Genomic DNA, 18,101 nt, shown 5'->3' with positions numbered 1-18,101 from the left:
GCTCAGACCCCGGCCACACCCCGGCCCGCAGCTTCGCGCGCTGCGTCCGCCTGCGACGCCACGTGGACCCAGTCCACCACATCTGCACTGGGCTGGTAGCCAGACACAAGCTGCTGCAGCTGGGTCCGGATCTCGGGGACGTCATTCGCATCGACGGCGGCACGCAGCTGCGTGAGGCGCTGCTGCAGCGCCTCCCAAGGCAGAAAGAGCTCGTGCGCCTTCATGATGCGGGGATGCTGCGTGGGCTTCGGGTTGTCGCCGATCAGCAGCTCCTCGTACAGCTTCTCGCCCGGCCGCAGCCCGGTGATGCTGAACTCGATGTCACCGTTGGGGTTCGACTCATCGCGCACCGTGAGCCCGGCCAGCTCCACCATGCGGCGCGCCAGATCAAGGATCTTCACCGGCTGTCCCATGTCGAGCACGAAGACATCCCCCCCGGTCCCCATCGCGCCCGACTGAATCACGAGCTGCGCGGCTTCGGGAATCGTCATGAAGTAGCGCGTGATTTCCGGGTGGGTCAGCGTGATCGGACCGCCGCTGCGGATCTGCTCGCGGAACAGTGGCACCACCGAGCCGCTTGAGCCGAGCACATTGCCGAATCGCACCATGGAGAAACAGGTCCGCGCTTGCACGCTGTCCGCTCCGCCGCGCCTTGCCCCCGAAGCGGTTTCGGCAAGTGCCTGCAGCACCATCTCGGCCAGTCGCTTGGTTGCACCCATGATGTTGGTGGGACGCACTGCCTTGTCGGTGCTCACAAGTACGAAGTTCTTCACACCGTTGCGCTTTGCGACTTCGGCGCAGACCAAGGTGCCCCAGACGTTGTTTCGCACCCCCTCAGCCGGGTTGTGCTCTACGAGCGGCACGTGCTTATAGGCTGCTGCGTGGTAGACCGTCGAAGGCCTCCATGCACGCATGATCGAGTCCATACGGCGCTCGTCGCAAACTGACGCCAGCAGAGGAACAATGCTCGTCTGGCCATTGAACTCGCGGGCAGCAGCTTCGCCCTCGCCATCGTCATCCACCATGGCCTTGAGCTGAGCGCTCTGGAGCTCCTGCTGGATCTGGTACAGCGCGAACTCGCTGATCTCGACCAACAGGAGGGTCTTGGGGCGAGACTTGAGGATCTGCCGACACAACTCGCTGCCGATGCTTCCGCCGGCGCCCGTCACCATGACGGTCCGGCCTGTAATGTTCAGCTGCAGCAGGAGGCGATGCGGCTGGACGGGCTCGCGGCCAAGCAGATCATCGATGTCCAGTTCGCGCACATCACTCAAGCTCACCTTGCCGGTTGCAATATCACTCAAGCCTGGCAAGGTTCGTACGACAACCTTGTGCGCCTTTAGCCGGTTCAGAATCTCGTTGCGCCTCGACCGAGGTGCCGAAGGAATGGCCAGCAAGACGTCAGTGGCTTGAGAGCGCCGCAGAACACTTTCCAGTTCAACCGGCGAGTAGATCGGCTGACCATTGAGCAGCTGTCCATGCAGTCTGTCGTCGTCGTCCAGAAATCCGACGACACGAATTTCCGGGCTATTGGCCATTGCAGATGCAAGCTGACGCCCCGCGTTTCCAGCGCCATAGACGAGCGCACGGGGAAGCCCTGCCTTGCGCAAGCGATCGTGATACAGCCCGCCAAGCCAGACGCGGGCCCCCATTCTTGATGCAGCCACGAGGATCAACAGCACCATGGGTTGAATCAGCCCGATCGTGCGGGGAACGCCCTCCACGCCGAAGACAGAAAACATGGCACAAAAGCTCACTGCATAGAGCACCATGGCCTTTGTGAGCGCCACCATGACCGGCAAGCCGGTGTAGCGAAAGATTGCGCGGTACATCCCGGTCAGGATGAAAATGGGCAGCGCTAGCGCGATGGATGCCAGCGCAACCTCCATCGGGCGATCTCTAATGGCAACCAGTTCGCCGAGTCGGAGGTAGTACGCCAGCCAGACCGCAAGGATGCACAGCCCAGCATCCAAGATCAGGACAAGGAGTCTCTTGACGGATCGCGGCAGCTCAAGCGCCTTTGCGCCCAACCCCTTAAGCATGGACGTCGCTCCAATCCAAAGTGGGCTCGGCGCTCACTTCACAGCAGCCGTTTCGACATCACGCTGGACCGCCGCCTGTGTCAGTACGTCATGGATCACTGAGCAGGCCTTCTCGATCTCCGCATCGGTCAACGTCGGGTGAACGAGGAACATGACACTGGTCTCACCCAAGAGTCGCGCAACCGGCAGGCGTGCCGAAGGCCTGAATGCTGTGCCGTCAAACGCCTTCTCCAGATAGACCTCGCTGCAACTGCCCTGATAACACGGCACGCCCGCCGCCACGATGGCGTCAATGATGCGATCACGGGTCCAGCCCGGTGCAAGATTCTCGGGCCGGACATAGGCATAGAACTTGTAGTTCGCATGGATACAGGGGGCGTTGCCGCACTGGCCGGGACAGGATGCGCAGCGGAATGCCGGCAACCTGACAGGGCCGCGTTCGGTCGTGAACGGCACCAGCGCGGCACGCAGTCTTTGCGCATTGTGGTGCCGACGGGCACCCCATTCATCCATGCGCTTGAGCTGGATACGACCGATCACCGCCTGCATCTCGATCATCCGCCAGTTGGTGCCGAAGGACTCATGCAGCCAACGGAAGCCTGGGGGATGGGTGCGCTCGTAGACAGCCTCATAGCTCTTGCCGTGGTCCTTGAAGGCCCACATTGCACGCCACAGAGCCTCATCATTCGTCGTGACCATGCCGCCCTCGCCGCCGGTGGTCATGATCTTGTCCTGGCAGAAGCTCCAGGCCCCAATATGGCCAATACTGCCGACCGGCCGCCCCTTGTAGCGTGCCCCGTGCGCCTGGGCGCAGTCCTCGATGACCTTCAGCCCATGCTGTGCTGCAAGCGCCATGATCGGGTCCATGTCGCAGGGCCAACCCGCGAGGTGCACGCAAATAATGGCGCGAGTCCGCTCAGTCAGCACCGGCGCGATCGTGCGCGCGGACAAGTTGCCAGATTCCGGCTCGACATCTGCGAACACAGGCGTTGCGCCGGCGTTTACTACACAGGACACACTGGCCATAAATGTGCGAGGCGTCACGATGACTTCGTCGCCCGGACCAATGCCCAAGGCCTGCAGAGCTACATCCAGCGCGAGCGTGCCATTGGCCAGTGCAACTGCATACATGGTGCCGCACCACGCAGCGAATTCCCGCTCGAATTCACGAGTCTCGTTGCCGGTCCAGTAGTTGACCTTGTTCGACAGCAGTACGTGGTGCACCGCGTCTGCTTCCTCCGGAGTAAAGGAGGGCCATGGCGAGAAAGGCGTATTGAGCATTGATTGACCTGTCTTTCAGCGTTTTGCGTGCAAGCGTGCCGGGTTGCCGACTACCGTTTCTCCGGGGGCGACGGATCGCGTAACCACAGCACCCATGCCAATTGTGGCCCCACGCCCGATCGTCAGGGGTGCGCCTGGCTGGCCTTGCTTGATCACGGCGCCAGCACCCACGTAAGCAAAGTCCTCAATGACGACGTTGCCGTTGCACTGCACGCCGGGTGCGAAGGTGACGAAGTCGCCGATCACGCAATCGTGCTCCACGTAGCTGTACAAATTGGCATGAAAGTGGCGGCCGATGCGGATGTTGCTTGTCAGGCAGACAAACGGCGAAAGGATCGCCCCTTCGCCCAGCTCGACGGCATCCATGCAAATCACGTTGCTCGCGCGGACCGTGTGAAAGCGCACACCATCGGCCTCGCACTTCGACACTAAGCGGGCGCGAATCGCGCTGTTGGCAATTGCCACGTTGACATGCCGCTCAGACGCCGCGAGGGCTATCCACTCCTCGTACTTCAGAACACGATGCCCATTGACGAAGTCCGCCTGGGGGTTGTCGTCGATGAACACAAGGTCGAATTCGGCGCCGGCTGCACCGAGTTCGGCGCGAAGGAGCGGCATGACGCCGCGACCGCAGCCACTTGATCCATAGATGGCGTAGCGCTTCATCCGTTGCCGCTCTTCAGCTTTGCGCTGCCCGTGAAGCGCTCCATGGTTGCTTCCCCTGCAGCAGAGATTCCTTCCCGTCGCACGACCTTCGCGACAGTGAGGAACAAGATCTTCAAGTCGAGCCACAGGCTCCTGTTGTCTACATACCAGACATCGAGCGCAAACTTTTCGTCCCAGCTGATGGCGTTGCGCCCGTTGATCTGGGCCCATCCTGTCACGCCGGGGCGAACCTCGTGACGGCGGGCTTGTTCTGCGCTGTACAAGGGGAGGTACTCCATGAGCAGGGGCCGGGGGCCGACAACACTCATGTCGCCACGCAGCACGTTCCAAAGCTCCGGCAATTCGTCGAGGCTGGTTGCTCGGAGCCAGCGTCCAAAATGGGTCAGTCTCTGTGCGTCGGGCAACAATTCGCCATCCGGGCCACGCTCGCTGGTCATGGTGCGGAACTTGATCATCTTGAACGGGCGACCGGCAAGGCCGGGGCGTACCTGCGTGAAGAACACGGGGCTGCCCAACTTCCGTTGAACCGCCCACATCAGCAGCACGAGCGGTACAGCCAAGAGCGCCAACCCGAACGCGGCGCACAAGATATCAAAGAGGCGTTTCATGGCCCAAACACTTCACTTTCACTGATCGATTAATGCAAGTCCGGTTCGCCGCTAGGCGCATGCTGTACTAGACCCATCTAGCCACCGCGGGCTCTTGGCTCGAAGACGTCGCCCCAGCGAGCCGCCTGACTCACAGACCGGGCAGCGCTTGCCAGCACAGCCACGGCGCTGCACCGATTCAACCCCTCAGCATTTTCGACGAAACCGCACTGCAACTCGGCGGATCCACTCGGGAGCGGCAACGCAAGTTTTGCTTGGCACTTAAGCCATGCGGGCGGAACGTGCTGCTTGGCGTGGGTGAAACGCTTGAAGCAAGGCCTTGCATCGGGTTCAGTCATCAGCATCACATGCAACTGGGACAGCTGAACGGCTGCGCCCGGGGCACCGAAACGGACAGCTACAATGTTCAAGTTCTTACAGAAGTGGTTGCGTGCGAGCAGCGCGGCCCGCCAAACCATTCCGCAAAGCCGCCGAGACGGCCCAGTTTGTTTCCTCCATGTAAACCACCAGCTATTCGACATTCAATGACCAGCCGTCAAGCCAAGCTCCAGGAAGACACCTATTTTCGGGTGATGCGGATTCTTCAGGACAACCCTGACCTGACCCAGCGCGAGCTCGCAGAGAAGCTCGGCATCAGCGTGGGCGGCCTGAACTATTGCCTGAAAGCACTGATGGAAAAGGGATTGGTGAAGATGAAGAACTTTGCCAACTCCAAGAACAAGTTTGGCTATGTATATGTATTGACGCCATCTGGGATGGCGGAGAAGGCGGCGATTACCCACAGGTTTCTGCAGCGCAAGCTTGAGGAATACGAGTTGCTCAAGGCTGAAATTGAAGTATTGAAGTCCGAAGTGACCATCACGACAGACAATCATCATGGGGCGCAGAGCGCATGAGCCGGCGCTTGAAGCTCCTGGTTGTGTTCGGGACGCGCCCTGAGGCGATCAAGATGGCCCCCCTGGTGAAGGTCTTGCAGCAGTCGGCCGACCTCGAAGTCAAGTTAGCCGTCACAGCGCAGCACCGCGAGATGCTAGACCAGGTACTCCAACTGTTCGAAATCGAGCCGGATTTCGACCTCAACCTCATGCGTCCCGGCCAGACGTTGACCCAACTCACGTGCAACATCCTTCAAGGTATGGAGGGCGTATTCACTCAGTTCAGGCCGGACTGGGTTCTGGTGCACGGCGACACCAGCACAACCATGGCCACCAGCCTGGCGGCCTACTACCAGCAGACGGGCATTGCACACGTTGAGGCCGGCCTACGGACGCACAACCTGTATTCGCCTTGGCCGGAAGAAGGTAACCGGCAGATCACGGGTCGACTTGCCGGCTTGCACTTTGCGCCCACGCAGGAAGCGCGGACCAACCTGCTGCGCGAAGACGTTGCGCCCGGCCAGATTCACGTGACCGGCAACACGGTGATAGACGCGCTGCTCAGCGTGAGCCAGCAGCTCGATGCAGATACCGCGCTGAACACTACGCTTTCCGCCCGTTTTCCATTTCTGGATGCATCCAGGCGTCTTGTGCTTGTTACAGGCCACCGTCGCGAAAACTTCGGTAGCGGCTTCGAATCCATGTGCCAAGCCCTTCGGATGATCGCTGCCGAACCGGACGTGCAAGTGGTTTACCCGGTTCACCTGAACCCCAATGTGCAGAAGCCGGTACGCAGCATCCTGGCCGATGCACCGAACGTTCATCTCATCGACCCGCAGGACTATCTGCCGTTCGTCTACTTGATGAAGCGTAGCTACATCATCCTTACCGATTCGGGCGGCATCCAGGAGGAGGCCCCTGCCCTAGGTAAGCCTGTGCTGGTGATGCGCGACACGACTGAGCGCCCGGAGGCTGTGAGCGCTGGCACGGTGCGACTGGTGGGCACCGACCGCGACCGGATCGTTGCTGAGACCCGCAACCTGCTGAATGACCCGGCGGCATACGCAGCCATGGCCTATGCACACAACCCCTATGGCGATGGGCATGCTTGTCAGCGCATACGCCAAGTCTTTGAATCGATGAAACGGACCTGATTGATGAAGCAAGAATTCAAGACCATTTCCATCATTGGCCTGGGCTACATCGGGCTGCCGACGGCAGCCGTGTTCGCCAGCCGCAAGGTGAACGTCATTGGCGTTGATGTGAACGCGCACGCGGTGGACACCATCAACCGGGGCGAAATCCATATCGTCGAACCCGACCTGGACATGGTCGTGCACGCAGCAGTGAAAGAAGGTTACCTGCGCGCAACGCGCCAGCCCGAGCCAGCAGACGCCTTCCTGATTGCGGTACCCACCCCATTCAAGGACGGGCCTACTGGCCCGCACCATCCGGACATGGACTACATCGAGTCGGCATCCAAGTCCATCGCGCCCGTGCTGAAGAAGGGCGACCTGGTGATTCTTGAGTCCACATCGCCTGTCGGCGCAACGGAGCAGATGGCCGCGTGGCTTGCGGAAGCACGCCCGGACCTGACCTTTCCGCAAACACATGGCGAGGCTAGCGACATCCGGGTGGCACATTGCCCTGAGCGCGTGCTGCCCGGGCAGGTGCTGCGCGAGCTCGTCCAGAACGACCGCGTGATTGGCGGCATGACGCCCAAGTGTTCAGAAGCAGCGGCCAGCCTTTACAAGATCTTCGTGCAAGGTGAGTGCGTCATCACCACGGCACGCACTGCCGAGATGTGCAAGCTCACGGAGAACAGCTTTCGCGACGTAAACATCGCCTTTGCCAACGAGCTCTCGATCATCTGTGACAAGCTCGACATCAATGTCTGGGAATTGATCCGACTGGCCAATCGGCACCCCAGAGTGAACATTCTGCAGCCCGGCCCTGGCGTCGGAGGGCACTGCATCGCTGTGGATCCATGGTTCATTGTGAGCCAAGCCCCGGACCACGCTCGCTTGATCAGAAGTGCACGCGAGGTCAATGACTCAAAGCCCACGTGGGTACTCGACAAAGTCATGGCGGCTGCAAGCGCCGTGGTGAGCGCGCGGCCGGGGATCGCCGCCAGTGACCTTACCGTCTCTTGCTTGGGTTTGAGTTTCAAAGCAAACATTGACGATACGCGGGAGAGTCCGGCAGTAGACATTGTGCGGGCGCTCGCGCGCGGGTTTGCGGGCACTGTCCTGGTGGCCGAGCCCCATCTGAGCAGTCTGCCGCATGAGCTACACGGGGAGCGGGTCACATTGGTACCGGCTGACGAAGCCGTTCAACGCGCCGACGTGGTGGTGATGCTGGTCGATCACCACGCCTTCAGCCAGATCCCCCTATCTGAAATCGGCACCCGTGCATTGGTAGACACGCGCGGCGTCTGGCAGACACGCGAAATCCATTAACCCTTCGGTCCTGAGACATGAAAATCGCAATCGTCACCGGCATTACTGGGCAAGATGGTGCTTACCTCACTGCGCTGTTGCTCTCCAAGGGCTACAAGGTCTATGGGACTTACCGGCGTACCAGTTCCGTCAGTTTCTGGCGCCTGGACGAACTAGGTTTGCGAGAGCACGATCGTCTTGAACTCGTAGAGCACGATCTGACGGATCTGGGGAGTTCGGTGCGGCTTCTCGATCGATGCAAGCCGGATGAGGTCTACAACCTGGCGGCGCAGAGCTTTGTGGGCGTATCGTTTGATCAACCCATCACGACCGCCCACATAACGGGCCTTGGGGCTGTACATCTGCTAGAGGCGATCCGGATCGTCGATCGTCGCATTAGGTACTACCAGGCATCCACGTCAGAGATGTTTGGCCTGGTGCAGCAGGTCCCGCAAACCGAGCAGACGCCTTTCTATCCGCGCAGCCCTTATGGTGTCGCAAAGCTATACGCGCACTGGATGACTGTGAACTACAGAGAGTCTTATGGCCTTTTTGCAGCGAGCGGAATCCTGTTCAACCATGAGTCCCCGCTACGCGGCAAGGAGTTCGTAACCCGAAAGATCACCAGTGGCGTCGCGCAGATCGTCCATAAGAAGCTGGACTGCCTGGAACTCGGAAACTTGGACGCGCGTCGCGATTGGGGTTTCGCTCGCGACTACGTCGATGGCATGTACCGGATGCTGCAGACGGTGGAAAGCGGCACCTACGTGCTCGCGACCAACCGGACCGAGACCGTTCGCAGCTTCGTGACGATGAGCTTTGCCGCAGCGGGGATCGATCTTGAGTGGCATGGCGCCGGGGTCGACGAGCAAGGCCGCGACGCGAAAACCGGCAAAGTGCTCGTCCGGATCAATCCAAGATTCCACCGACCGGCGGAGGTGGACCTCTTGATCGGCGATGCGTCGCATGCCGAGGCGGCGCTGGGCTGGAAAGCCACCACCTCCTTGGAGCAGCTCTGCAAAAGCATGGTCGAAGCCGACCTTAAGCGAGTTGAACATGGCTTCTCCTGGTAAACGCCGCGCTCTGATTACCGGACGCACCGGCTTTACGGGCTCGCACCTAGCTCACTACCTGAGCCAGCGCGGCTGGGAGGTTTTCGGGCTTGATGAAGTCGCAGAGTCAAGCTCGGAACCTGGCGCGTCGACTGACATTAACGACAAGGAGGCGGTTGTGCGTCGGCTGTCCGACGTCAGACCGACGTACATCGTTCACCTTGCAGCTCACTCACACGTCGTGGGCGACCCCATAGCCTTCTTCCGCGTCAACCTACTTGGCACGGAGTCCCTCATGGAGGCGATCCTTGCTTCTGGCTGCACGCCCGAGAAAGTGTTGGTCGCCAGCAGCGCGAATGTCTACGGCAACGCGGACCGCAGCCCCATCTCTGAGGAAGCGCCTCTGCGGCCCATGAATCACTACGCATTGAGCAAAGCCAGCATGGAGCTGATGCTGCACAAGTGGCACGCTCGTCTGCCCATCATCGTCACGCGACCATTCAACTACACGGGGCCAGGGCAATCCGAGGCCTTCGTGATGCCGAAAATCGTGCATGCCTTCTATCGTCGCGATCCAGTGATCCGTCTCGGGAACCTTGATGTTGCCCGTGACCTGTCAGATGTTCGGTTTGTATGCGAAGCCTATCTTCGGTTGCTCCAAAGCCCCATCACGGGGCAAACCGTCAATGTTTGTTCGGGCAGCAGCATCCACCTGCTTCGCGTTCTTGATCTGTTGCGCGAGATATCCGGCGGTGATCCTCGCATCGAAGTCGACCCTGCCTTTGTGAGAAGAGACGAGATCAAGGACCTGTGTGGCAGTCCGCAGCGCCTGTTTGATGCGGTCGGAGAGATTCCCGTCGTGTCGCACCGCGACATCCTCGCGCACATGTATCGGTCGCTCGGCGAAGGCGAGCCTCCGCTCAAGCCGGCTGGACACTAATCCATGCGCATCTGCTTCTACGCCAACATGGGCCGCCATGCCAACTGGCGCGAGATGTTCGACAAGGTCGAGTTCTACAGAGTAGACATCCGACTGCTTTCAGAGCTCGGTCATGAGGTGGTGCTTGCGGGGCACCCGTCAAACCTCGACTTTCGTGCCGACCTCTACTACTGCTGGTGGTGGGGGCACGCCCCGTTCGCCCTGGCGTTGGGGGCAATTCGACGGAAGCCTGTGTTGGTGACCGGCGCATTTGACTACGCTACCTGCCGCGAAGAGATTCCGGGCATGTGCTATCTCGACCGGCCACGCTGGCAGCAAGAAGTCCTGAAAGGCTCGCTGCGCTTTGCCGATGCGAACTTGTTCATTTCCGGCTACGAATACGACGAAGTCACCCATAACTTGCGCGTGAACAACCCCGTGCTTGCGCCACTCGCGGTGGATACCGAGTTCTACAAGCCTGCGGCTCGCATTGATGACGCATCGGCGGCTCCGCCCTATTTCTTCTCTGTCTCCTGGACAAGTACGACCAACGTCATCCGCAAGGGCGTTCGCCAGACGATTGAAGCTTTTGCACGCATTGCGCACGAACTGCCGACAGCAAAGCTGAAGCTGGCAGGAAAGCAAGGGGATCACCACAGCAAGCTCGAAGAACTGGTAGACGAGCTAGGACTCCGAGACCGTGTCGAGTTTCTCGGCATGATTTCTGACGCGGAGAAGCGCAACCATTACCAACGGTGCATTGCCTACGTTCAGCCGACGCTCTACGAAGGTTTCGGACTTGCAATCGCCGAAGCCATCGCGTGCGGCAGTCGAGTCGTAACGTCAGATCGGGGAGCAGTACCCGAAGTCGCGGGCGAATTTGGTATATGCACCCACCCGAAAGATATTGACGCGATTGCGGTAGCAATGCTGCGGTGTGCCGAAGCACCAACGGACAATTCCTATAGCATAGCCTCACATACGTGGATTCAGCATCAGTATTCAATGACAGCCCGCAGAGAGCGGCTGCGGGTCATTCTAGAAAGCATCAAATGATCTTCCCACACCACTTTTAGTAGGGCTAGAAAGGTACAACTGGACCACACACATGACAGCTATCCCTATGTGCAAATGCCAGTCTGTCGGTCGCAGGCGCCCGCCTGATGATCGCCTACGTGAGTACCAGCACCCGTAAATGGCGAGAGCCAGTACTCCTAAGCGGTACGCAGAACTGAAGAGAGCGTCTTGACATGATATGGCCGCTAGCCCTACTGCTGCTTACTGTACTGCTTGGCGCTCACTTTATTGGGCAAAGCCGTGAAAGCTCTGTTCGACTTGCCTCCAATTTTTGGGTTGTGTTCTATATATTTGGATACTATCTTCCCATACCATTTTTTTTGGACGGCTCGGATGGTTGGTCAACAATTTGGGGGTTTGCATTTCATGACAAGGAAGCAGCGCTGACGCAAGCGCTGGTGCTCGTGACACTCGGTGGATTAACTCTGTCGATCTGCTCAAGAGGGATAGGACGGGTTTGCTCGCACCCCTCTAAAAACCCAGCTCAAACTACTTGGCCTCAGCGCTCTATTGGTGGCAAAATAGCTGGCCTTAGGATTACCCTCCTTTTTGGGATGGTTTTTGGGATCCTCTTGATTGGCATTCAACTTGTTGGCGGCCTTTGGAGCTTATTGGCGAACCTCGGTGATCGAATCACGCTATTTGCCGGGCTAAACGCCTTTTTCCTGCCAGTCAACATGCTCATTGGCGCCTGCTTCGCCGTATCAGCCGCGCGAGCAGTAAACAACAGCATCCCACGGAGGTACGAGTGGCTCGCCATCTGCGCTACGCTGCCAGCCCTCCTTTTACTGGGCCAAAAAGCCAATATTTTCATCCTCGCCCTTGGTGTAATCATTATAAAGCTCGCGACCACGCGCCAAGTTCGCCTCGCACCACTAGTGGCAGCTGGTTTTCTAGGGGTAAACCTACTCCTGCTGTATGAATTCGTGTTTCGCGAAGCCCTAATCATTGGCGTCGACAAAGACAAGCTCACCCTCGATGGATGGTTCACCTTCTTCTGGACTCAAGTGACCGGCAATTTCATGCAAATCCAAAACTTGACAGTTTTGATTGACGCAATGCCAAAAGAACTGAACTACGCCTTGGGTGACACATACATTGCTATACTCTCGCTTGTCATCCCCCAGCAGTTTATAAGCATCAAACCACTAACGGCTGCAGGCGTGCACACCTTAGCCTTTTGGCCGGAAATAGTTGCACGAGAAAGCACAACAATGCCACCAGGGATCTTTGGCGAAGCATATATGAATTTTGGGTGGCTTGGCTACATACTGCTCTGCGCACTAATCGGCTTGATCCTTAGGAGAATAGATGCACCTTGGCGCACGGGTCGCCCACGCACCGCGATGGACTTGGTTTGGGTTGCCACTGCGGGCGCTTTATCACTCCACTTCATTAGGGGTGAACTCTTCGCACCGCTACTAATCATGATTGGGATTTATATAGGTGCAAAATTTTCGTTGAGCGAACGAAAAGTGGCATTAGACAGAAGGAATTCCGCCACGGGTCAATTGCGAGCACTGAGAAAACCAAGTGCGGCACCTACATCGCAAACAACTCGATGAATCCTGCAACGACTGACGCCATGTACGCTCGATCGCAGCCGCCCGCGCTGCTCTCAGCTCCATAGCTGGTTCAACTTAGCGCGATGAGAACAACTTGGTCTCCACAGCTCTCAGTACTCGCACTGACGCTCAGCATCCAAGGTTTACCTATCGCTAGCCAAATTTTGGTTGGACTGATCGTTGGACCTACAACCCTCGGTGAGATTCGTTGGCTGGAGTCGGTATTTGTGCTCGTTCTTCTCGCAACCTCATGCGGGATGCCCTCTCTAGTCTTTCGGCAATCCGCGGTGTTCGCGCTTTACAACGAGTCCTTGTCATTTGCAATTATCGCGTTAACTCTAACGACCTTGGTTAGTTGCGTGTTCTTGGCAGCGACCGCTTTACTAACGCTCATTGGTTTCGCTCCTAGTATCCCAACGCAACAGGCGTATCTGTTCATTATCCTAGGAACACTAATCCCGGCAAATGCAATTCGCATTCTGATTGCGCACACGCAAGGGCGAGAAGCAACCCATCACGTCTGTCTACAGGTCTTGGGCTTTGCTGTAGTAGCGATATTGACGCTAGGATCCGCAGCCCTCGTCTTTGGCACTGGGGGCTGGGTTGTCGCACGCTTCACGTTTGAATTAACTTTGGCACTCATTTTGTGGCTACTTATTCGCCGCCTTGCACCAACAACTTTTTCACCTGCAATACCCACATTTAGGATGCTAGGAAAAATGGGAGCACAAGGATTGGCTCCTAATTATGCATTCTTAGTGCGCGCTTTCGCCGATAACTTGCCAATCCTAATACTCCCAAAGCTCTTGAACGCCCGAGATGAGATTGGACTGTATAGCCTCGCAACATTGATGATGTTTGCGCCATTGTTGCTAATTTCTACGGCGATGCAAGCTCAACTACCAAGACTGATCCAAGCATCGGATGATAGAGATGAATTCGCAAAAAGCTTTGCAGTTGCCAGCCGCAAAGTTTACAAATTGACAGCTGCAGGACTCTGTATTATGACCGCGATTGCTGCCGCGCTCCATCTAAACGTTCTCGGAAGTCAGTATAGCAACGCTGCAGCACTTGTACTCTTGTTGGCTGCGGGCTTACCGGCTCGCGCTTTCCTAGTTGTCTCAGGGGGTGCAGCAGTTGCTCGCGGATGGTTTGCAACTTCATCAATGATAGCGATTTTCGAGATCATTTTTCTTGGGTGCGCGGTTCTGTTTGGGTTAATTACCGATGTGGTGCACATGGCGGTTTGCGTAACGCTCGCGACCTGGCTTGCAGCACTTCCTGCATACTTGCTTTTGCTCCTTGCCAAAAAGTCGACAAGGATGCAGACATGACTCTTCAATAAGCAACAAACATGCACAACCCAACGCTCTCACCGAATACTTCAACGTCCAACTTCGCGAAAAATCACGACTGCTTCATGAATATTTTCTTGATTGGAAAAAAATGTGCGGAATAAGCGGTGCACTTGATTCGCCTCGATATAATGCGAGTTCAGCAAACCAGCTTTTACGCCGTCGCGGGCCTGATGGCTGTGGGTACTGGACTTCCGTAGATGGGCGACTAGCCTTATCCCACGTTCGACTATCGATTATTGACACGAGCAGCGCTGGCCATCAGCCGATGGTAACTCCCGATCAGCGCGTCGCAATGGTATTCAATGGGGAAATCTACAACTTTCGTGAGCTTCGCACAGAACTGGAGGCCGATGGCTATCGGTTTAATGGGCACTCTGACTCTGAGGTGCTGCTTTACCTGTTTGCACGCGATGGCAGTGAGTGTTTCGGTCGGCTTAACGGAATCTTTACGGCAGCATTCTGGGAACAAGACAAGGGGTTGTTGACGCTGGTGCGGGACCCTATCGGGGTAAAGCCTCTGTACTACTCCGAGAGTGCCAATGGTTTTTCATTTGCCAGTGAGATGAAAGCATTGTTGCGGTGTGGTGTCGTGCAACCACACCTAGCTGCTCACGCCGTCTTGGCTCACATTGGGTTTCTGTGGTCACCGGGGCGAGACACCTTGGTCAGGGATGTTCACAAAGTTCTACCTGGCCACGTTCTCCGTGTTAAGGATGGGCGGATCATCTCGGACGAACCGTACCGACCTCTCAAGTTCAATCGATTGTCCGCCCCAAAGACGGTCGCGGCCGCGGCGGACGCTGTCGGTATGGCCGTTCGCACTGCAGTCGAGCGGCAGATGGTCTCGGACGTACCGCTTGGCGCCTTTCTGTCTGGCGGGCTGGACTCCTCTGCCGTTGCCGCATTTGCGCAACAGCATAGGGAGAAGCAGGGTGCGGGCACCTCGGGGCGCTTGCAATGCTTCAGCATTGAAGTGCGCGACGGGTCCACTGCGGCTGAAGGATTTGCCGACGATCTGCCCTACGCACGAAGAGTGGCCGATCATCTGGGCGTGGACCTACACGTTGTGCAGGCCGGCAAAGAAATGATGAATCGCCTGCCTGAGATGATCTACCTGCTCGACGAGCCGACACCGGATCCAGCTGCGCTGAACACGCTGTTGATTTCTGAACTTGCCCGCAGCCAGGGTATCAAGGTGCTTTTGTCCGGGTCTGGAGGTGACGATATCTTTACTGGGTATCGACGTCACTACGCCTTCATGCAAGAGCGTTGGTGGGCGAATTTGCCACAGACCTTGCGCAGAGGTCTTGCCCAGACGACCAGCCTCTTGCCAGTCAGCAGCCCACTTACGCGGCGAATTCGCAAGGCGTTTCAGTATGCTGGGCAAGATGCAGACAAGCGATTGGTGAGCTATTTCCTTTGGGCAAACCCAGGCGACGCGCTGTCTTTGCTTAGTCCCGATTTGCGTGCTGGACTGACGGCCGAGGATTTGTTCAGCCCGATGCTGAAAACACTAGGTGAGTTGCCAGCCGCTGAGGCTCCGCTCAACCGCATGCTGTACCTCGAATGCAAGCACTTTCTAGCAGACCATAACTTAAACTACACGGACAAGATGGGTATGGCTGCTGGCGTTGAGGTGCGCGTACCACTCCTGGATCTTGACTTGGTGGACCTTGCCTGCTCGCTGCCTTCCAATCTGAAGCAGCACGGGCGCATCGGTAAGTGGATCTTCAAAAAGGCAATGGAACCCTATTTACCGTCGGATGTGATTTACCGACCGAAAACTGGGTTTGGCGTACCCTTGAGGCATTGGCTCCAGACAATTCTCAAACCACTGGCCGAGGACGCACTTTCTGAAAGTAGTTTGCGAGCGCGCGGGATATTTGATGCGGCTGCGGTGCGCGAGCTTCGAAATCGTGATCACCGTGGTCAGATAGACGCCACCTATACGATTTTTTCCCTGATCTGCCTTGAGCTCTGGTGCCGTCAGTACATTGATGGCAACTACGCGCTCGATCCTAACCTTTGAACTCTGGTGTTTAGATACCCATAACAGTCTATGGAACAAATCGTCCAGCATATGCAATCCGGAGTTACAGAGGTGCTGAAGGCACCAACGCCGGTATCGAGTCGCCATTCCTTACTTATATCGACAACCTGCAGCCTGATTTCGGCGGGCACAGAACGAATGTTGGTGGGTTTCGGGAAAGCTTCATACCTTGATAAAGCACGCCAGCAACCGGAAAAGGTCAAGATGGTTCTTGAGAAGGTTGCGACGGACGGTTTGATGACAACCATCGAAGCTGTGCGCTCAAAACTCGCGCAACCCCTGCCTCTGGGCTACTGCAATGTTGGTGTGGTGGCGGAGGTCGGAACCGATGTTGACAGCTTCAAGGTAGGAGACCGTGTGGTTTCCAACGGCCCGCACGCTGATGTTGTGAAGGTGGCCAAGAACCTGTGCGCCCGGATCCCAGACGGAGTCGATGACGAGTCGGCAGCGTTTGTCGTCGTCGCCAGCATCGGCTTGCAGGGCATCCGGCTGGCGCAACCGACGCTGGGCGAGGCATTCGTCGTCACGGGTGCAGGCTTGATCGGGTTGCTAACCGTCCAGCTCCTGCGTGCGCAGGGCTGCAGGGTGCTCGCCGTCGATTTCGACGACACCAAGCTGGCCTTGGCTCGGCAGTTTGGCGCGCAGACCTGCAACCCTGGCGCGGGGGAGGATCCTGTAGCAGCAGGGCTGGCGTTCAGTCGCGGCCAGGGTGTGGACGGCGTAATCATCACAGCGTCCACCGCATCCAGCGATCCGGTGACCCAGGCCGCGCGCATGAGCCGCAAGCGCGGGCGGATCGTGCTCGTCGGGGTGACGGGTCTGGAGCTGAACCGGGCCGATTTCTACGAGAAAGAACTGAGCTTTCAGGTCAGCTGCTCCTACGGACCGGGGCGCTACGACCCGCTCTACGAAGAGAAGGGCCAGGACTACCCGCTAGGGTTTGTGCGCTGGACGGAGCAGCGCAACTTCGAGGCTGTGTTGGACATGCTGGCCAGCGGCCAGCTGGACGTGAAGCCTTTGATTACGCACCGCTTTGCCTTTGAGGACGCACCCAAGGCCTATGAGGCGCTGACCGCCGACAAAGCGGGGCTAGGCATGCTGCTGATTTATCGTTCTGCAGCCGAGCAGCGCATGACGCGGCGGGTGACCTTGAACGCGGCCGCGGCTTTTTCTCCTCAACGGCCAGTGATGGGCTTCATCGGAGCCGGCAACTATGCATCACGGATGCTGATCCCTGCGTTCAAGGCGGCTGGAGCCCAGTTCCACACGATAGTCACCGCAGGCGGGATCAACGGGGTGATCCATGGCGAGAAAGCAGGGTTCGCGGAAGCCTCCACGGACCTGAATGCGCTGCTGGAAAACAGCGCGATCAACACCGTGGCCATCGTGACCCGGCATGACACGCACGCACGCTTTGTGGCGCAGGCTTTGCGAGCGGGCAAGCACGTGTTTGTGGAAAAGCCCCTAGCGATCGACAAGGAAGGGCTTGCGGCCGTCCACGCCGAATTTGATGCAACGCAGACCCGCACCTCTGGCAGGGGTACGCAGGTGATGGTTGGCTTCAATCGGCGATTTTCGCCGCAGGTTCAGAAGATGAAGAGCTTGCTGGACGCCGTGAAGGAGCCCAAGAGTTTCATCATGACAATGAATGCCGGGGCCATCCCGGCGAACCATTGGACACAGGACGCTTCAGTGGGCGGCGGGCGGATCATTGGCGAGGCGTGCCACTTTATCGATCTGATGCGCTATCTCGCTGGTCACCCGATTGTCTCGGTGCAGGCACGGCGCATGGGCGACTCCCCAGGTGTGTTGATCACTGAGGACAAGGCGTCCATCACGCTGGGATTTGCGGATGGCTCGTTCGGAACCATTCTTTACTTTGCAAACGGTGCGGCCAGCTTCCCCAAGGAGCGCGTGGAGGTATTCACCGCCGGGCGGGTGCTGCAGCTGGACAACTTCCGCAAATTGAAGGGCTATGGCTGGCCGGGCTTCAACACAATGAATCTCTGGAAGCAGGACAAGGGTCAGCAGGCTTGCGCTGCAGCGTTTCTCCAGGCGATCGAGCGCGGTACGCCGGCAATTGCACCGGATGAAATCTTCGAAGTGGCCCGCGTGACCATCGAGGTCGCTGACATTCTTCGGGCGCAGTAGCCGCGGCATGGCCGGCTGG

General features: G+C 58.0%; 14 protein-coding genes. 10 read left to right on the top strand and 4 right to left on the bottom strand.

Annotated features, from left to right (window positions below; genetic code table 11):
• Window positions 1–2: 2 nt before the first annotated feature.
• Genes ACMDW7_RS03170 through ACMDW7_RS03155 form a run of 4 tightly spaced genes read right to left on the bottom strand, consistent with a single transcriptional unit; the run spans window position 3 to window position 4,597 of the window.
• Window positions 3–2,042, bottom strand: a complete 2,040-nt coding sequence (locus ACMDW7_RS03170; RefSeq protein ID WP_377305642.1) for a polysaccharide biosynthesis protein — start codon at window positions 2,040–2,042, stop codon at window positions 3–5.
• Window positions 2,043–2,075: 33 nt separating this feature from the next.
• A complete protein-coding gene (locus ACMDW7_RS03165) occupies window positions 2,076–3,323 on the bottom strand; it encodes a DegT/DnrJ/EryC1/StrS family aminotransferase (protein WP_377305644.1) in 1,248 nt (415 codons plus the stop codon).
• A 15-nt stretch (window positions 3,324–3,338) separates the two neighbouring features.
• Complete coding sequence (locus tag ACMDW7_RS03160; RefSeq protein ID WP_377305646.1) at window positions 3,339–3,989, bottom strand: acetyltransferase; 651 nt, start codon at window positions 3,987–3,989, stop codon at window positions 3,339–3,341.
• Window positions 3,986–4,597 (bottom strand): sugar transferase, encoded by a 612-nt coding sequence (locus ACMDW7_RS03155; RefSeq protein ID WP_377305648.1) that lies wholly within the window; start codon window positions 4,595–4,597, stop codon window positions 3,986–3,988. The genes ACMDW7_RS03160 and ACMDW7_RS03155 overlap by 4 nt, the downstream gene beginning before the upstream one ends.
• A 524-nt stretch (window positions 4,598–5,121) precedes the next feature.
• On the opposite strand from ACMDW7_RS03155, the gene ACMDW7_RS03150 reads away from it, so the two are divergent.
• The 10 genes from ACMDW7_RS03150 (at window position 5,122) to ACMDW7_RS03105 (ending at window position 18,082) form a co-directional block, all read left to right on the top strand.
• The gene (locus tag ACMDW7_RS03150; protein ID WP_414859603.1) at window positions 5,122–5,493 is read left to right on the top strand and encodes a MarR family EPS-associated transcriptional regulator; all 372 of its coding nucleotides are present in this window, start codon (window positions 5,122–5,124) and stop codon (window positions 5,491–5,493) included.
• Window positions 5,494–5,501: 8 nt separating this feature from the next.
• Window positions 5,502–6,626, top strand: coding sequence for a non-hydrolyzing UDP-N-acetylglucosamine 2-epimerase (wecB, locus tag ACMDW7_RS03145; protein WP_377305652.1), 1,125 nt, complete (start codon window positions 5,502–5,504; stop codon window positions 6,624–6,626).
• A 3-nt stretch (window positions 6,627–6,629) separates the two neighbouring features.
• A complete protein-coding gene (gene wecC, locus ACMDW7_RS03140) occupies window positions 6,630–7,931 on the top strand; it encodes a UDP-N-acetyl-D-mannosamine dehydrogenase (RefSeq protein WP_377305654.1) in 1,302 nt (433 codons plus the stop codon).
• A gap of 17 nt (window positions 7,932–7,948) precedes the next feature.
• On the top strand, window positions 7,949–8,983 hold the full coding sequence (gene gmd, locus ACMDW7_RS03135) for a GDP-mannose 4,6-dehydratase (RefSeq protein ID WP_377305656.1): 1,035 nt from the start codon (window positions 7,949–7,951) through the stop codon (window positions 8,981–8,983).
• The gene (locus ACMDW7_RS03130) at window positions 8,967–9,902 is read left to right on the top strand and encodes a GDP-mannose 4,6-dehydratase (RefSeq protein WP_377305658.1); all 936 of its coding nucleotides are present in this window, start codon (window positions 8,967–8,969) and stop codon (window positions 9,900–9,902) included. The genes gmd and ACMDW7_RS03130 overlap by 17 nt, the downstream gene beginning before the upstream one ends.
• Window positions 9,903–9,905: 3 nt before the next feature.
• Window positions 9,906–10,937, top strand: coding sequence for a glycosyltransferase (locus ACMDW7_RS03125; RefSeq protein WP_377305660.1), 1,032 nt, complete (start codon window positions 9,906–9,908; stop codon window positions 10,935–10,937).
• A 194-nt stretch (window positions 10,938–11,131) separates the two neighbouring features.
• Window positions 11,132–12,523 carry an O-antigen polysaccharide polymerase Wzy gene (gene wzy, locus ACMDW7_RS03120; RefSeq protein WP_377305661.1) on the top strand — a complete coding sequence of 464 codons (1,392 nt, stop codon included), beginning with the start codon at window positions 11,132–11,134 and terminating at the stop codon, window positions 12,521–12,523.
• 83 nt (window positions 12,524–12,606) lie between these two features.
• Window positions 12,607–13,857, top strand: a complete 1,251-nt coding sequence (locus tag ACMDW7_RS03115) for a hypothetical protein (RefSeq protein WP_414859602.1) — start codon at window positions 12,607–12,609, stop codon at window positions 13,855–13,857.
• Window positions 13,858–13,969: 112 nt separating this feature from the next.
• Complete coding sequence (asnB, locus tag ACMDW7_RS03110) at window positions 13,970–15,910, top strand: asparagine synthase (glutamine-hydrolyzing) (protein WP_377306158.1); 1,941 nt, start codon at window positions 13,970–13,972, stop codon at window positions 15,908–15,910.
• A 30-nt stretch (window positions 15,911–15,940) separates the two neighbouring features.
• Window positions 15,941–18,082, top strand: coding sequence for a bi-domain-containing oxidoreductase (locus ACMDW7_RS03105; RefSeq protein WP_377305665.1), 2,142 nt, complete (start codon window positions 15,941–15,943; stop codon window positions 18,080–18,082).
• The last annotated feature ends 19 nt before the right edge of the window (window positions 18,083–18,101 follow it).

Source organism: Piscinibacterium candidicorallinum (genome assembly GCF_047549485.1).
Taxonomy (GTDB): Bacteria; Pseudomonadota; Gammaproteobacteria; order Burkholderiales; family Burkholderiaceae_C; genus Piscinibacterium; species Piscinibacterium candidicorallinum.
This window is presented reverse-complemented; position numbering and strand designations above follow the sequence as displayed.

What these genes read in the sequence shown, in the direction of transcription:
- ACMDW7_RS03170 (WP_377305642.1), bottom strand. Translation starts at nt 2,042, where the DNA reads ATGCTTAAGGGGTTGGGCGCAAAGGCGCTTGAGCTGCCGCGATCCGTC.
- ACMDW7_RS03165 (WP_377305644.1), bottom strand. Translation starts at nt 3,323, where the DNA reads ATGCTCAATACGCCTTTCTCGCCATGGCCCTCCTTTACTCCGGAGGAA.
- ACMDW7_RS03160 (WP_377305646.1), bottom strand. Translation starts at nt 3,989, where the DNA reads ATGAAGCGCTACGCCATCTATGGATCAAGTGGCTGCGGTCGCGGCGTC.
- ACMDW7_RS03155 (WP_377305648.1), bottom strand. Translation starts at nt 4,597, where the DNA reads ATGAAACGCCTCTTTGATATCTTGTGCGCCGCGTTCGGGTTGGCGCTC.
- ACMDW7_RS03150 (WP_414859603.1), top strand. Translation starts at nt 5,122, where the DNA reads ATGACCAGCCGTCAAGCCAAGCTCCAGGAAGACACCTATTTTCGGGTG.
- wecC (WP_377305654.1), top strand. Translation starts at nt 6,630, where the DNA reads ATGAAGCAAGAATTCAAGACCATTTCCATCATTGGCCTGGGCTACATC.
- gmd (WP_377305656.1), top strand. Translation starts at nt 7,949, where the DNA reads ATGAAAATCGCAATCGTCACCGGCATTACTGGGCAAGATGGTGCTTAC.
- ACMDW7_RS03130 (WP_377305658.1), top strand. Translation starts at nt 8,967, where the DNA reads ATGGCTTCTCCTGGTAAACGCCGCGCTCTGATTACCGGACGCACCGGC.
- ACMDW7_RS03125 (WP_377305660.1), top strand. Translation starts at nt 9,906, where the DNA reads ATGCGCATCTGCTTCTACGCCAACATGGGCCGCCATGCCAACTGGCGC.
- wzy (WP_377305661.1), top strand. Translation starts at nt 11,132, where the DNA reads ATGATATGGCCGCTAGCCCTACTGCTGCTTACTGTACTGCTTGGCGCT.
- ACMDW7_RS03115 (WP_414859602.1), top strand. Translation starts at nt 12,607, where the DNA reads ATGAGAACAACTTGGTCTCCACAGCTCTCAGTACTCGCACTGACGCTC.
- asnB (WP_377306158.1), top strand. Translation starts at nt 13,970, where the DNA reads ATGTGCGGAATAAGCGGTGCACTTGATTCGCCTCGATATAATGCGAGT.
- ACMDW7_RS03105 (WP_377305665.1), top strand. Translation starts at nt 15,941, where the DNA reads ATGGAACAAATCGTCCAGCATATGCAATCCGGAGTTACAGAGGTGCTG.